Here is a 13,593-nt window from a genome sequence, read left to right on the forward strand (position 1 = left end):
GCACGTCATGACGCCGACCGACCGCATGCCGGACGTCCTCGCGCTGCAGGCGAAGCTCGCGGGCCACCGGTTCATCGTGGAGCGCAGCTTCGCTGCTGCACTGCTGCTCATGATGGAAATGCGCCGCCCGCTGCTGCTGGAGGGCGAGGCGGGTGTCGGCAAGACTGAAGTCGCGAAGGCGCTGGCGCGCCTGCTCGACGCGCCGCTGATCCGCCTGCAATGCTACGAGGGCCTCGACGCGCACGCGGCGCTTTACGAGTGGAACTACGTTCACCAGCTACTGGCGATCAAGCTCTTCGAGCAGGACGCGCGGCCGCTGCGCGACAAGGAGCAGGACATTTTCTCCGAGCGCTATCTGCTCAAGCGCCCGCTGCTCGAAGCCATCACGACTACGCCCGCGCCCGTGCTGCTGATCGACGAAATCGACCGCACCGACGAGGCGTTCGAAGCCTACCTGCTCGAGCTGCTTTCGGATTTCCAGCTGTCGATTCCCGAGCTTGGCGTGATCCGCGCGACCGAGCGGCCCTATGTGATCCTGACCTCGAACGGCACGCGCGAAATCTCCGACGCACTGCGCCGCCGTTGCCTCTATCAGTACGTCGATTACCCGTCGTTCCAGCGCGAACTCATGATCGTGCGGACCCAGGTTCCCGAGGTGCCGGAGGCGCTGGCGGCTCAGATCGTCGAATTCGTGCATGCGGTGCGCGAGATGGCGCTGCGCCGCAAACCCGGCCTCGCGGAAACGCTCGACTGGGTGGCCGCGCTGCTGCGCCTTGGCGTGAGCGCGCTCGACGAAAACGGTGTGGACCGCGTGATGGATTCGCTCGCCGCGCTCGTGAAAACGCGCGAGGATCAGGCCAGTCTTACGCGGCCGGTGGTCGAAAAACTGGTGGCGTCATGCTGACCGGAATCGACACCCTGCTGCCAGGCGCTGCCCCGCGCGATCTTGCCGATCGCCTCGTCGCCCGCTATGCGGGCTTCGCTGGCTGGCTGCGCGCGAACGCGTTCTGTGTGACGAGCGCGGACGTTGCCGCAACGCTCGATGTGGTGCAACGCATGGGCCAGACAGACCGCGACGTGCTGCGCTGGAGCCTGCGTGCGCTCCTGTGCTCGCGCGCGCAGGAATGGCGGCGCTTCGACGAACTGTTCGACGCGTATTTCCTCGCGCCAAACCGTCGCAAGCTCGTCGAAACGCGTGCTGGCGGCGCTGGACCGCTTGCGCGCGACGATGGAGCCTGCGGACCGTCCGACGCGAGCGAGGGCACGCCGATATCGCTCGCAGGACGCGGCGACGGCGCGTCGCAAGAGGGCGCCGCCGCAAACGAAGGCGCCACGCAGGCAGAATCGCTGGCGCACGCGGATTTGCGCCATCTGAACGATCGCAGCGAACTCTTCGCCATCGACGCCGCGATCCGCCGCTTTGCCCAGCGCCTGCGCGGCATCCAGACGCGACGCGAGCAGCGCGCGAATCTCGGGCGCACGATCGATCTGCGCTGGACCCTGCGCCGCAGCGTCTCGCGCGGCGGGCTGCCGGTCGAGCTCGGATGGCGGCGCAAGCGCCGGCAGCGCCCGCGCATCGTTCTGCTGCTCGACGTGAGCCGCTCGATGAGCCTCTACAGCTTCTTTTTCCTGCGGCTCGCGCGCGTGCTCAGCGGGCGCTTGCCCGACGTCCACAGTTTCATCTTCCATACGCGGCTCGTCTGCGTCGACGAAGCGCTGCGCGACCCCGATCCGCGCCGCGCCCAGGAACGCCTTCATCTCATCTCGGAGGGCTGGGCCGGCGGGACGCGTATCGGCGAGAGCCTCGCCGGGTTCAATGAGCGTTACGCGTCGCGCTTGCTGCACGCGCGTACTGCGGTCGTGATCGTCAGCGACGGCTACGACGCCGGCGACGTGACGCAGCTCGGCGAAGCGCTTGCCGCGATCCGGCGGCGCTGCCGTTCGCTCGTCTGGCTCAACCCGCTCGCCGGTCGCCCGGGATTCGCGCCAGTCAGCGTGGGCATGCAGGCCGCGCTGCCGCATCTCGACCTGTTTGCCGGCGCCCGCGACCTCGCGGGACTCGAACGGATCTTTCCTCAAATACTCGAGGCGCTGCAATGAATGTTCATGCCGATTCCAGCGCGACCCTTCCGGACGCCGCCGATCTGCTGCAACTCGAACAGCGGCTGATCGATGCAGGCGCGCCGTTCGCGGTCGTCACCGTGATCCGTGCAGCGCCGCCCACCTCGACGCACGTCGGCGCCCAGGCGCTGGTGGAGGCCGACGGCGCGCTGCATGGCTGGGTAGGCGGCGGTTGCTCGCAGACGATCGTCATCGAGGCCGCGCGGCAGTCGATCCGCACGGGGCAGCCACGGCGCGTGCGCATCAGCAACGAGCCGGCGGCAGCCGAAGCTGAAGTCGAGGCGCACGCCATGCCGTGCGCGAGCAATGGCGCGCTGGAGCTCTTCATCCAGCCCACCGTGCCCGCGCCGCTCGTGGCCGTGCTGGGCGCCACGCCCGCGGCACAGGAAGCGTGTGTGCTCGCGCGGCGCGTAGGGTTTCGCGCCAGCATGGCGGCCGACGTCGCGCGAGCCGGGCAGCCGGGCTTCGACGCTGCGGCGCTGGAGCGTGCCGGTACGTCGTTCGTGCTGGTCGCGACGCAAGGCGAGCGCGACGAAGATGCACTCGAAGCCGCGTTGCGCAGCGCGGCGGCGGCGGTGCTCCTGATCGCGAGCCACAGAAAAGCCGAGCGACTGCGCGAGGCAATGCGCCTGCGCGGCATCGACGAGGCCCGGCTCGCGGCGTTGCACGCACCGGCGGGGCCGGCGATCCATGCGCACACGCCGCAGGAGATTGCGCTGGGCGCCGTGGCGGGACTCGTCGCGCTGCGGCACGAGATGGAGGAGGTTGCCGCGCGGTCCGCGGCGCCGCGCGAGACGTTCGACACGGAAACCGTTCCGCCATTGCCGCCGTGCGAGGCGCCAGGCGCACCCGTGGCGGAGGCGGGACATTACGTGAACCCCGTGTGCGGCATGAGCGTCGAGATTGCGAAGGCGAAACACGTGGTCGACTATCGCGGACGCAAGGTGTACTTCTGCTGCGACTGCTGCAAGTCCGAGTTCGAGCGTGACCCCGAGCGCTATCTGGGCGAACCGGCCGACCTCCGCAAGGAGGAGCGATGAGCGGCGTGAGGTTTTCGGCTGTCGTGCTTGCGGCGGGCCTGTCCACGCGCATGGAGGGCCGCCACAAGTTGCTGCTGCCGGTGTGCGGCGAGCCTGCCGTGCGGCGCGTCGTGCGCGCGATTGTTGCGGCACAGCCCCAGGAGGTTGTCGTCGTGACCGGATTCAACGGTCGAGCCGTATTCGAAGCGCTCGACGGCCTCGACGTGCGCTTTCAGAGCAACCCACGCTACCGGGAAGGACAGATGACATCGGTCGCGAGCGGCGTGACTGCGTTGCAGGCGCCGTGCGACGCCGTGATGATTTGCCTCGCCGACCAGGTGCTCCTTGAAGCGGCCGACTATCGCGAGCTGATCGAGGCCTACGCGTCGATGCCGTTCGGATCGATCCTCGTGCCGATGTGCGAAGGCGCGCGCGGCAATCCTGTGGTGTTTGCGTCGAGCTATTGCCCCGAGGTCGTGGGCGGCCGCGTGAACCCTGGCTGCCGCAAGTTGATCGCCGAGCACGGTGGCGAAGTGTTTCTCCATGCGGCGGCGCATGACCGCTTTTGCGTCGACATGGATACACCCGCCGATTACCTGAGCGTCATTGCACGAGTGGAAGGCGGCGTGCCAACGACGCGCGTGCCACTCGACTTTTAAAGGGAGCATGACGAGCCCGAACCTGACGGAATAGACGATTGTCCGTAAACCGCGCCCCGGGACGGCAATGATTGATAAACTATCGATCGCAAATCAGTGGATGATCGATTTAATATCGCCCGACTGTTCCCATTCGCCGCAGGTATGACTGTTGATGGCCGCGAAAGCCATATGCGACGGATAAGCGGGGACCGGTGGCGCGTAACGTTATTCGGGTTGAGGAATGGAACCAAAATTCTATCGCGGGTGGCACCTCGCAAAGTCGGACATGGAGTACCAGGCAACCGAATTCGAATGGTCGCTGATCCGCTTTTATGAGGCATTTTCCCGCTTCGTGCTGACGACGGGCATGATCACCATCGCGGCAGACGTCGATATCAAGTATCAGGAGCATGTCATCCTGCACGTCATTCGCATGCAGGAGCGGCCCAAGAACAGCGCGACCATCGCGCGTCTGATGAACCGGGACGACATCCCCAACATCCAGTACAGCCTCAGAAAGCTCGAATCGGCTGGTCTGATCGAAAAGCACAAGGACAACAACAGCAAGACGTACTCGTACGTGGCGAGCGAACTGGGCGTGAAGCTCACTGACGAGTATTACAAAGTCCGCCAGGAAATCCTCGTCAAGCGCCTCGAGGAAATTGCCGATGTCCAGGACAAGTTCGAAAAAGGCGCACGCTTCATGTCACTGCTCACGGGCATTTACGAAGAGGCGGCGCGCGATTCAGCGACCATTACACCGCAGATCATCGAAACGGCGCCCAAACCCAAGCCGGCGCGCAAGACGCGCAAGGCAGCGGGGGACTGACGCGCGCATTCTGCGGCGCCGAGTCCTCCTGTCGCGATTCAGATCCCCGGATGTGCGTTGTGCCACTGCGTGGCGCGCTGGAACGCCATGCCCGCGCGGCACAGCGCGCCTTCGCCGCCATGCGGCGCGATGAACTGGAAGCCGATCGGCATGCCTGTGGCGGTCAGGCCGCACGGCAGGGCCATGCTTGGATGTCCCGTCGAATTGAACGGCGAGGTGAACTGGATCAGGCGTGCGTTGAGATCCGGGTCCTGTGCGAGCGCCCCCAACTGCTCGTGCGTCGGCGCCGCAAACGGCTGCACGGGTGCGACTAGCAGATCGATCTCGCTCATCACCTTGTTGACCCTGCCGCGCAGCGCGGCACGATTCAACAGGACCTGCTGATAGCGCCGGGCGCTGGTCTCGTGCCCGATCTCGATCAGGCGGGTCAATGCCGGACCGTACTCCGAGGCGAGGCGCGGATACGTGTCAGCGTGCGCGAGCGCGACCTGTACGCCGCAATCTTCCTGCCATTCGTCCACCACCGTACGGACCGCCGGGAAGCGCACCTCGCGAATCTCGCCGCCGAGATCCTGAAGCACCTTGAGCACGCGCTCGAGCGCCTCGACGATCACCGCATCGGTGCCCTCGGTATTCCAGATCGGATCGATGCCGATACGCAGGCCGCGCAGGTCCCCGGCCTGTTCGGGCCATGCAAGGCGATCTTGCGGCAATGAGGTGGGGTCGAGCGGATCGTAGCCCGCGATCACGCCGAGCATCAGCGCGGCATCGGCAGCATTGCGCGCCATGGGGCCAACGTGATCGAGGCTCGCACCCAGTTCGAAGGCGCCATGGCGGCTGACGCGGCCCCAGGTCGGCTTGATGCCCGTCAGGCCGTTGGCGGCCGACGGAAAACGGATCGAACCGCCGGTGTCGGTGCCAAGCGCGCCATAGCAAAGGCCGGCGGCCGTGGCCACGCCGGAGCCGCTCGACGAGGCGCCGGCCCAGTGGTTCGCCCCCCACGGGTTGACCGGTTCCGCGACGCTTGGGTGATGCGTGGCAAAGGCCCCCTCGGTCATCTGCAGTTTACCCAGCACGATGGCGCCGGCTTCGCGCAGCCGCCGGACGACAGTCGCGTCCTCGGTCGGGACGAAGTCTTGATGAATGGTGGTGCCTGCCGCGGCGGGCGCGCCGGCCACCCAGAACAGATCCTTGACACCGAGCGGTATGCCGTGGAGCGGGCCGACCGTCTCGCCCGCCAGGACCTTGCGCTCGGCGTCTCTTGCGTCGGCCAGCGCCTGCTCGCGCATCACGAACGCATAGCTATGCAGCTTCGGGTCGAGACGTTCGATGCGTTCGAGCATGGCCTGGGTGACTTCCACCGGCGAAACGTCTCGCGTGCGAATCATCTGCGCGAGCGTGCCGATGTCCAGGTAGTGCAGATCGGAATTTGACATGATCGGATGAGACTCCGGACTGAAGGTTTAAAGGCCGAGTACCGCACGCGGACGGGTCAGCGTGTCGATCACCGCGTACAGGATCTTGCGGGCACACGGCATCAGGTCGGGGATATAGGTGGCGCCCATGCCGCCCAGGCCTTCGGCGAGCGGCTCCGGCGAACCCTCGGCGGGCCACGGCCAGCCGATCCGCGCGGTCGGGATGCCGAAGCGTCGCAGCGCGGCGCCGTCGGTCTGGCCGCCCAGATAGTCGGGCGTGGGGTGCGTGCGCTGTTCGATGTGCTCCCAGCCGCGCCGCGCAGACTGGATGATCCAGTTCTCGGGCGAGGTGGTGCCGCCCGGCACCGAGCCGTACATGTCCCAGTCCAGATCGAAATCGGGGTGGCGTGCCTGCAGTTCCGCCATAAACACTGCGAACTGTGCCTTGACCTCGCCCGGGCTCGTGCGCGGATTGATACGGACATCGAAGAAAATTTCCGTGACCGCGGACGGGAAGGCCGGACGTTCCGGCCAGCCGCCCTGGACACCCGCGATCCAGCCATGTGGCTTGACGACGCCCGAGGTATTGCGTTCGGCGTACTCGATCAGCCACTGCTCGAGTTCAAGAACGACTTGCGCGGCCGGCACCACCGAGCTGCGGAAGCCCGGTGTGCCGCGCGGCACGCCGGCATAGCCCAGCGTGCCCTTGACCTTGACCTTGAACCAGCCCATGCCCGGTTCTTCGTGATAAACCCAGTTCCATGGTTTCATCACGATCGCGAAGTCCGGCGCCACACCGCGGCTCAGCAGATGTGTGACACCGGCCGACATGCCGGCCTGGTCGCGCGCGGCCACGTCGACCGGCATGCCGCCGTCGGCCATCGCGACGAGCAGGTCGCCCGTCAGCGGCACGTCGGCTTCGATCAGCGCGTTCGCGACCTCGGTCAGTGTGGCGATCATGCCCTTCGGATTCGACGCGCCCAGTCCGAACACCCAGTCGCCGTCCATGCGGGCCCTGGGCTTCAGATCGACCGGGTCGGTCGGCCCGACCCAGGGACTATCGCTCTCGTCGCCTTCAAGGTGCGTATCGATCGGTGAATACAGCATCAGCGAGGCGCCGCCGCCGCTGCCGCGCTTTTCACCGACCACGTTGCCAGTGCGCTCGTTCATGCGGCGGTAGCTGGCGTTCATGCCGATATTGCCCAGATGGCGCGCCATGAATTCGCTGGCCTCGCGGGCCGCGCCGGTCGGGCTGTGGATGTTGGTCAGCTCGTAGAGCAGCTGTTGCAGGCGGCGCGGATCGAGCTTTGCGCAGGCACGCTCGTACCAGGTCCGCTGCTCGGCGGAGAAGGGCAATGGAGTGGTTGTCAGCACGGCATATCTCTCGTGTCGGGATCGCGGTCAGTTCGACGGCGAAAACTGTTCGGCGTAAATGTTTTCGGGTCGCAGGCCGAGCTCGGTGAGCCGGTGCGTGGCAGCCTCGATCATCCGCGGCGGGCCGCACAGATAGGCAACGGCATCGGCATGCAGCACGTCGTCGGCGCGCAGCGCATCGACCGGATTGCCGATCAGGTAATCGCTGCCATCGCCGCGGTCGACCGAAATGCGTGCATCGAGCTGGGGCAGCCAATGCTTGCGCAGTTCGATATCGTCGATGCCGAACAGCTGGTCGGGTGTCGCGCAACCAAAACTTAGGAGTACGGGTGGTTTTCGTCCCGGCTTGCGACGAATCGTATCGATCATCGACAGGATCGGCGCGAGGCCGGTGCCGCCGGCCACCATGATGTGCGGCGCAGGCACTTTTTCGCGCAGATAGAAGTTGCCGAACGGACCTTCGATTTCGAGCACGTCGTCGGGCTGCGCCTCGTTCTCGAGCCACGACGACATCACGCCGTCCTCGAGCAGGCGCACCATCAATTCGATTTTCGGCAGATCGGCCGCGGTGCTGGACGGGGAATAGCTGCGCGTTACGTCGGTGCCCGGCACGCGGACCTGGATGAACTGGCCCGGACGGAAGTCGAGCCACGCGCCTTCGGCCAGCTCGAGCGTGACGCGCACGACATTGGTCGCGATCTTCTCAATGCTGTCGACGAAGGCATGCGCCTTGACGGCGCTGGTCGCGCCGACATCGCTTTCGTAGTTGAGCGATATCGTGCAGTCGGTTTGGGGTTCGGTCAGGCACAACAGGCGCTCGCCAGCGTCGAACTCGCTTTTCAGCAAGGTCGAGCTCGCACCGGCGCGCATGCCGGCCCGGCCTTCCACCAGATGGCCCGTGCAGCTCGAGCACGAGCCGGAGCGGCACTGATGGAGGACCGGAACTCCGGCAGCGAGAGCGGCATCGAGCACGCTCTCGCCCTGCTGCACGGCAACCGATGTCTCCTTTCCGTCGCGGAACTTCAGAGTGACATGATTAACGGATGACATACGGATACCTCAATACTGGCTGGATTAGTTCTCTTCTTCGATCTTCTCGACGAAGTAGGCCGGCGCCTTGCCTTCGGCAGTGCGCTTCATGCGGATGCTGCCCGCCTTGATCGCGCCGTCGACACCACGGCCCGGCTTGGCGATGCCGCGGTTCCAGCGTGAAGCGACTTTGCGCCACGTGATCGGCGAAACGTCGGTGGCGACCAGTTGTTCGTTATCCCAACCAGTGCCGTCGGCGTAGAAGTCGTGCATGGCTTCGCGTGCGTACAGGTCGCAGTCGTTGAAGCCGTGCAGACACAGCGGCTTGAAGAAGTGTTCGAAGCGGTAGTCGAAAGCCTTGCGCTCCTTTTCGGTCGGGCACACGCGCACCAGCACTTCCCAGTATTCGTAGGTATCGTCGGTGATCGGCACGTACCACTCGTACTGCACGACATGCTCTTCCGGCCAGTTCTCGACCATCAGCACGCCCGGCAGGAACACCGAGGTGCGGTACGGACGCGCCACCGGATTGTCGATCTCGAGGCCGACCTTCTCGTTCTTGAGAACGGGGTTCCACTTCTCGGTGAACAGCCACTGCACAAGACCCTTCGGGCCGTTCTCGTCCTCGACGGTGGCAATGCAGTCGTCCGCGGTCGGCACGATGCCGAGCGGCAGCACCCAGTCCTTGGCGTGAATGATCGCGTTGTCCTTGTGGACGAGGATGTGAGCGTTGTCGAAGCCGTTCTCGCAGGCGATACGCCAGTTGGCGAAACCGGTGCGGTGCATGCCGCGCACCACGACGTCCTTGTCGAGCAGGCTCGGGGCCGACGGCCACAGCGGGTGCGGGAAGCGCTCGTCGTTGTCCGGGAAGCGGATCGGCAGATCTTCGGAAAGCGGCGGCACATCTTCGAGCGGGAAGTCGTCTTCACGCACGAACACGAAAATCATGCCGGCCACTTCTTCAACCGGGTAGGTCGTCACGCCGGTGGTGCCGATCAGCTTGTCGTCCGGATTGCCGGCGATGGTCGCGAGCTTGCCGTCCTTGAGGTCGAACGTGAAGCCGTGATACCAGCAGCTGATGGTGTCCTTCGTCAGGCACATCGGCTTGGCCGACATCCGCACGCCGCGGTGCACGCACTGGTCCTTCAGTGCATAGATCTTGCCGTCGACACGGCGAAGAACGATGGGGATGCCGCAGATCTGGATGCCCTCGACCGCATCCTCGGCGAGTTCTTTGCTGAACAGCGCCGGATACCAGTGGTTGACGAAACCCCAGGCGGCATCCTTGTAGGGCTGGTACTGACTCTGGACCTTGGCATCGTTGACGCGTGCCTCGCTGATGTCGTTCAGACGCGGGCCGCTGCTGCGACGGCGGACGATGGGCGTATCGCTCATGACGTGAATCTCCTGACTTTTATCGATTGGACGGTGCTTCGTCGCTTGCGACGAGCGCCTGTTTCCGGACAGCTGAACAAGTCCGCCGACGCGGTTCATGTTCGAAGCTGTGGCGAAGAGTACGAAAAAATCAATTGACAGTCAATTTGTGTTCAATCAATGTGCGAACACAGTTCAATGAAAATTCTATTGATCGAAGTCAGGCGGTTCGCTGAAAAGCCTTGCCGGACGGTGCTGGCAGCCATGCGGCGAGGTTCGTCCGGAAGCAGGCGGGGCAGGTGCCCTCGGGGTATATCCCGAGGGAAAGTGAAGACTCCGAGGGTTTCGGAGCCTCCTGCGCCGATGAGGATTTACCCCAATCAGACAACAGGAGACACACGATGAGCACGACCCAATCCATGCGCGCCATGCGCGTTCACGATGCGAGCGGACGTTTTGTCCTCGACACGATTCCACGCCCCAGGCTGCTGCGCCCGACCGATGTGATTGTTCAGGTGAAAGCGTCCGGCGTGGTGCCGAATCTGCGCAACGTGATGAGCCATTACGGCGATCGCGCCTACCTCACAGTGCCGGACCTGCCGGCAATCTACGGTCTGGACACGGCCGGTGTCGTGGCGGAGGTCGGCACCGCGGTGACGGGGCTGACGCCGGGCGATCGTGTCTATATCAATCCGGGGCGTTCCTGCGGCTCGTGCCATGCATGCCGTGTCGGCGAGCCGATCCACTGCGAGGCGTACACGTTTCAGGGCTACTTCGGCTTCGGTCCGAAATCGAAAAAAATCTACGAACAATATCCGTATGGCGGCTTTTGCGAGTACGCGACGGCGCCCGCCGACGGCCTGGTCAAGCTGCCCGAGGCCGTGAGCTTCGAGACGGCCGCGCGATTCGGTTACCTCGGCACTGCGTATGCCGGTTTGCGCAAGGGTGGTGTCGGTGCGGGACGCACGGTGCTGATCGTGGGGGCAACCGGCACGCTCGGACTTGGCGCCACGCAGATTGCGCGTGCCATGGGGGCGACCCGCGTGCTGTGCGTGGCGCGCAACGAAGCGCTGCTGGCGCGCGTTCAGTCTCTCGATCCTCATCGCATCCGTACGTTTTCCTATGGAACCGGATCGATGGCGCAATGGGCTCACCGGGAAACGGACGGCATGGGCGTCGATGTCGTGATCGACGCCATCGGACCGGGTTCGCCGCACCAGGTGACGCGCGACGCGATCGGCACGCTGCGTCGTGGCGGAAAGCTGGTCGAGATCGGCTCGATGACGGATCCGTTGCCGATCAACATGCACGAGATGATGTGCTCGGCAATCAGCCTCATCGGCTCGGTGTGGTTCACGGTGGGCGAGGGGCAGGATCTCGCGAACATGATCGCGGCCGGCACGCTCGATCTCGATGTGCTGGATCACCACCGCTACCCACTCGATCAGGCCAATGAAGCATTGTCGGATGCGGAAAAGCGCGCTGGCGGCTTCGTCAACGTCGTGATCTGCCAATAACCCATCCAGCAATTATCAAGGAGAACAATATGGTGAGACGTATCGTGACCGGCGAGAAGGACGGTAAGTCAGTATTCCTCTCTGATGGCCAGGCGGAAATGCGGCATGCCTATGCAGCGGTTCCAGGTTTCGAGACCACGCAGGTGTGGGCGACCCTTCAGGGTGTCGCTTCGCTGCCGCATGCCGGCGGTGATGCCGTAGTCAGCCTGGATTCGGTGATTCCCGATCCGCACGGCACGCGCTTCATGATCGTGCAATTCCCGCCCGACAGCGTGATGACTTCGCCGGATTTTGATCCAGCCGCCGCGGGTGCCGAGTACGCGGCGAATCTGCCAGGCCTCGCTGAATGTTTCGAGCCCGATGGCTCGGGCTTTCATCGCACCACCTCGGTGGACTACGACATCATCCTGGCGGGCGAACTGACGCTCGAACTCGACGATGGTCAGGTACGTCATCTGAAAGCGGGCGATATCGTGATCCAGAACGGTACCCGTCACGCGTGGCGAAACAACTGCGCGCAGCCGGCCGTAATGGCTGCGATCCTGATTGGCGCTGAGCGCAAGTAAGGCTCGGCAGGAGGAACGAAGTGGAAACGCAAACGATGAAGCAACAGGCCGTACACCATGCGCAGCACCCGCCGCGCGCCGTGGGCGCCAAGCTCGAATGGAGCAGTGCGATGCTGCTCGGTCACGCGCCGATCGACGACGCCCATGAAGAATTCGTCGAAGTGGTCATGGCCTTGCGGGACTGCACGCAGCAGACTGCGTTGGTCTGCCTGCAGGCCGTGGAGGCGCATCTGCTGTCCCACTTCGCGACCGAGCACGAGTGGATGACGAAGACCGACTTCCCGGCCATGGAGTGCCATCTCGACGAGCATCAGAAGGTGCTCGATGCGGTACAGCAGGTGAATGCATTGGCAGCGGTCGGCGAAGTCGGACTATCGGACGTCAGGCGACTGGCTCAGGCGCTGATCGACTGGTTCCCGGGGCATGCGGACTATATGGACTCCGCATTATCGGCGTGGATCAACAAGAAGTTGCATGGCGGTGCGCCAGTCGTATTGCGCCGCGATCTGCAGGTCGAAGCGCCGGCCGCCACGCTTTAAAGGTGGGGCAACCCCACCCGCGCAGTTTCTAGACATAGATGAGACATGGAGACAAAGGTTGAATACGCAAAAGAAGCTTTTGAAAACGGCCCTCGCCGGTTCGGCGCTGTGCTTCGCCGTCGCGGCGCAAGCTCAGAGTAGTGTGACGCTGTACGGTATTGTCGACGCTGGCTTGCTGTATCTGAGCAAGACCCGGAATGCCACGGGCGGCAATGGTGGCAAATTCTTCGGTTTTACCGACAGCGGCCAGATGCCGTCACTGTTCGGCCTGAAGGGAGAAGAGGATCTCGGCGGCGGCTTGCATGCCGAGTTCAAACTGGAAAGCGGTATCAACATCGCCAACGGTGGTTTCAACGATTCGAACGGCAACTTTTTCGGCCGCCAGGCCTGGGTCGGTTTGCGAGGTAACTTCGGTACGGTGCGCGCGGGTCTGCAGTACTCGCCGTTCTTCGACGCGGTGTATGCGCTCGATCCGCGCAATATGTCGCAGCTCGGTAGCTCCCTCGTGCCGTTCATCAACAACACCGTCGTCACCGGCATCTTCACCGCCAATGCGGTGACCTACACGAGTCCCGTTCTGGCCGGTTTTCAAGGCAGTCTGATGTATGCGCTGGGCGGGGTGGCGGGCAACTTCCAGGCCGGCCGCGCGTATTCGGCCAACCTTTCGTACCACTGGAGCGGTCTGGGTGTATTTGCGGCCTACTACAACGGCAATGAGGGGCCCTCGGTCTCGCCGTTGCCCTCGACGCTGGGCATGATCGGCCGCACCCTCGGCGCCAGCTATACGTTCGGTTCGGTGACGGCCAAGGGGTCGTTCACGAACTACAAGATGGCCGGTAGCGGGATCAACAACGATGTGTGGAACGGCGGTCTGGACTATCAGGTGACCCCGACGGTCGACCTGAATGGCGGCGTCTGGTACATGGTCAACCGCGACGAAACGTCCAGCAAGTCGCTGATGGGTGCGCTCGGGGTCAACTACAGTCTGTCGAAGGCCACTGGGCTGTATGCGCAGGTTGGCGTGGTGAACAACAAGGGCAACCAGAACCTCGGCCTTGAAATCGGCGATGGAGGCAACTCGCCGAGTTCGCTGTACGCACCGCCCGGAACGACAGTCGGTGTCGATATCGGCATCCACCACGTTTTCTGACCGACCCCGGCTGCATTCG

At 64.3% G+C, this 13,593-nt stretch carries 13 protein-coding genes; 9 read left to right on the plus strand and 4 right to left on the minus strand.

Going from position 1 to position 13,593, the window contains the following annotated elements; translation table 11 throughout:
- The first annotated feature begins 7 nt into the window (after positions 1-7).
- The 5 genes from VSR72_RS23310 (at position 8) to VSR72_RS23330 (ending at position 4,610) form a co-directional block, all read left to right on the plus strand.
- A complete protein-coding gene (locus VSR72_RS23310) occupies positions 8-904 on the plus strand; it encodes a MoxR family ATPase (protein ID WP_342954700.1) in 897 nt (298 codons plus the stop codon).
- Positions 898-2,100 (plus strand): VWA domain-containing protein, encoded by a 1,203-nt coding sequence (locus VSR72_RS23315; RefSeq protein ID WP_342954701.1) that lies wholly within the window; start codon positions 898-900, stop codon positions 2,098-2,100. Before VSR72_RS23310 ends, VSR72_RS23315 begins: the two co-directional genes overlap by 7 nt.
- The gene (locus VSR72_RS23320; protein ID WP_342954702.1) at positions 2,097-3,161 is read left to right on the plus strand and encodes an XdhC family protein; all 1,065 of its coding nucleotides are present in this window, start codon (positions 2,097-2,099) and stop codon (positions 3,159-3,161) included. Before VSR72_RS23315 ends, VSR72_RS23320 begins: the two co-directional genes overlap by 4 nt.
- Positions 3,158-3,799, plus strand: coding sequence for a nucleotidyltransferase family protein (locus VSR72_RS23325; RefSeq protein ID WP_342954703.1), 642 nt, complete (start codon positions 3,158-3,160; stop codon positions 3,797-3,799). Before VSR72_RS23320 ends, VSR72_RS23325 begins: the two co-directional genes overlap by 4 nt.
- A gap of 223 nt (positions 3,800-4,022) precedes the next feature.
- Complete coding sequence (locus VSR72_RS23330) at positions 4,023-4,610, plus strand: winged helix DNA-binding protein (RefSeq protein WP_342954704.1); 588 nt, start codon at positions 4,023-4,025, stop codon at positions 4,608-4,610.
- 38 nt (positions 4,611-4,648) lie between these two features.
- Here VSR72_RS23330 and VSR72_RS23335 read toward each other — a convergent pair whose 3' ends face one another.
- From VSR72_RS23335 to VSR72_RS23350, 4 genes are read right to left on the minus strand one after another with little or no spacing between them, the layout of a single operon-like run.
- Positions 4,649-6,046, minus strand: coding sequence for an amidase (locus VSR72_RS23335; protein ID WP_342954705.1), 1,398 nt, complete (start codon positions 6,044-6,046; stop codon positions 4,649-4,651).
- A gap of 27 nt (positions 6,047-6,073) precedes the next feature.
- On the minus strand, positions 6,074-7,399 hold the full coding sequence (locus VSR72_RS23340) for an acetylornithine deacetylase (protein ID WP_342954706.1): 1,326 nt from the start codon (positions 7,397-7,399) through the stop codon (positions 6,074-6,076).
- A 27-nt stretch (positions 7,400-7,426) separates the two neighbouring features.
- A complete protein-coding gene (locus tag VSR72_RS23345) occupies positions 7,427-8,449 on the minus strand; it encodes a ring-hydroxylating dioxygenase ferredoxin reductase family protein (RefSeq protein ID WP_342954707.1) in 1,023 nt (340 codons plus the stop codon).
- Positions 8,450-8,473: 24 nt separating this feature from the next.
- Positions 8,474-9,823 (minus strand): Rieske 2Fe-2S domain-containing protein, encoded by a 1,350-nt coding sequence (locus tag VSR72_RS23350; protein ID WP_342954708.1) that lies wholly within the window; start codon positions 9,821-9,823, stop codon positions 8,474-8,476.
- 380 nt (positions 9,824-10,203) lie between these two features.
- On the opposite strand from VSR72_RS23350, the gene VSR72_RS23355 reads away from it, so the two are divergent.
- The 4 genes from VSR72_RS23355 to VSR72_RS23370 are packed head-to-tail and all read left to right on the plus strand — an operon-like array spanning position 10,204 to position 13,574.
- Positions 10,204-11,319 (plus strand): alcohol dehydrogenase catalytic domain-containing protein, encoded by a 1,116-nt coding sequence (locus VSR72_RS23355; protein ID WP_342954709.1) that lies wholly within the window; start codon positions 10,204-10,206, stop codon positions 11,317-11,319.
- A gap of 44 nt (positions 11,320-11,363) precedes the next feature.
- Positions 11,364-11,885, plus strand: a complete 522-nt coding sequence (locus tag VSR72_RS23360; protein ID WP_342954710.1) for a cupin domain-containing protein — start codon at positions 11,364-11,366, stop codon at positions 11,883-11,885.
- Positions 11,886-11,905: 20 nt separating this feature from the next.
- A complete protein-coding gene (locus tag VSR72_RS23365; RefSeq protein ID WP_342954711.1) occupies positions 11,906-12,424 on the plus strand; it encodes a hemerythrin domain-containing protein in 519 nt (172 codons plus the stop codon).
- Positions 12,360-13,574: a porin gene (locus tag VSR72_RS23370; protein WP_342954712.1), complete on the plus strand. Its 1,215-nt coding sequence runs from the start codon at positions 12,360-12,362 to the stop codon at positions 13,572-13,574. The genes VSR72_RS23365 and VSR72_RS23370 overlap by 65 nt, the downstream gene beginning before the upstream one ends.
- Positions 13,575-13,593: the final 19 nt, after the last annotated feature.

The organism is Paraburkholderia sp. JHI869 (genome assembly GCF_038900775.1).
Taxonomy (GTDB): domain Bacteria; phylum Pseudomonadota; class Gammaproteobacteria; order Burkholderiales; family Burkholderiaceae; genus Paraburkholderia.

Bases quoted from the DNA above. Each gene is read 5' to 3' on its own strand.
- VSR72_RS23350 (WP_342954708.1), bottom strand. From the start codon at position 9,823: ATGAGCGATACGCCCATCGTCCGCCGTCGCAGCAGCGGCCCGCGTCTG.
- VSR72_RS23315 (WP_342954701.1), top strand. From the start codon at position 898: ATGCTGACCGGAATCGACACCCTGCTGCCAGGCGCTGCCCCGCGCGAT.
- VSR72_RS23330 (WP_342954704.1), top strand. From the start codon at position 4,023: ATGGAACCAAAATTCTATCGCGGGTGGCACCTCGCAAAGTCGGACATG.
- VSR72_RS23325 (WP_342954703.1), top strand. From the start codon at position 3,158: ATGAGCGGCGTGAGGTTTTCGGCTGTCGTGCTTGCGGCGGGCCTGTCC.
- VSR72_RS23370 (WP_342954712.1), top strand. From the start codon at position 12,360: ATGGCGGTGCGCCAGTCGTATTGCGCCGCGATCTGCAGGTCGAAGCGC.
- VSR72_RS23355 (WP_342954709.1), top strand. From the start codon at position 10,204: ATGAGCACGACCCAATCCATGCGCGCCATGCGCGTTCACGATGCGAGC.
- VSR72_RS23310 (WP_342954700.1), top strand. From the start codon at position 8: ATGACGCCGACCGACCGCATGCCGGACGTCCTCGCGCTGCAGGCGAAG.
- VSR72_RS23345 (WP_342954707.1), bottom strand. From the start codon at position 8,449: ATGTCATCCGTTAATCATGTCACTCTGAAGTTCCGCGACGGAAAGGAG.
- VSR72_RS23335 (WP_342954705.1), bottom strand. From the start codon at position 6,046: ATGTCAAATTCCGATCTGCACTACCTGGACATCGGCACGCTCGCGCAG.
- VSR72_RS23320 (WP_342954702.1), top strand. From the start codon at position 2,097: ATGAATGTTCATGCCGATTCCAGCGCGACCCTTCCGGACGCCGCCGAT.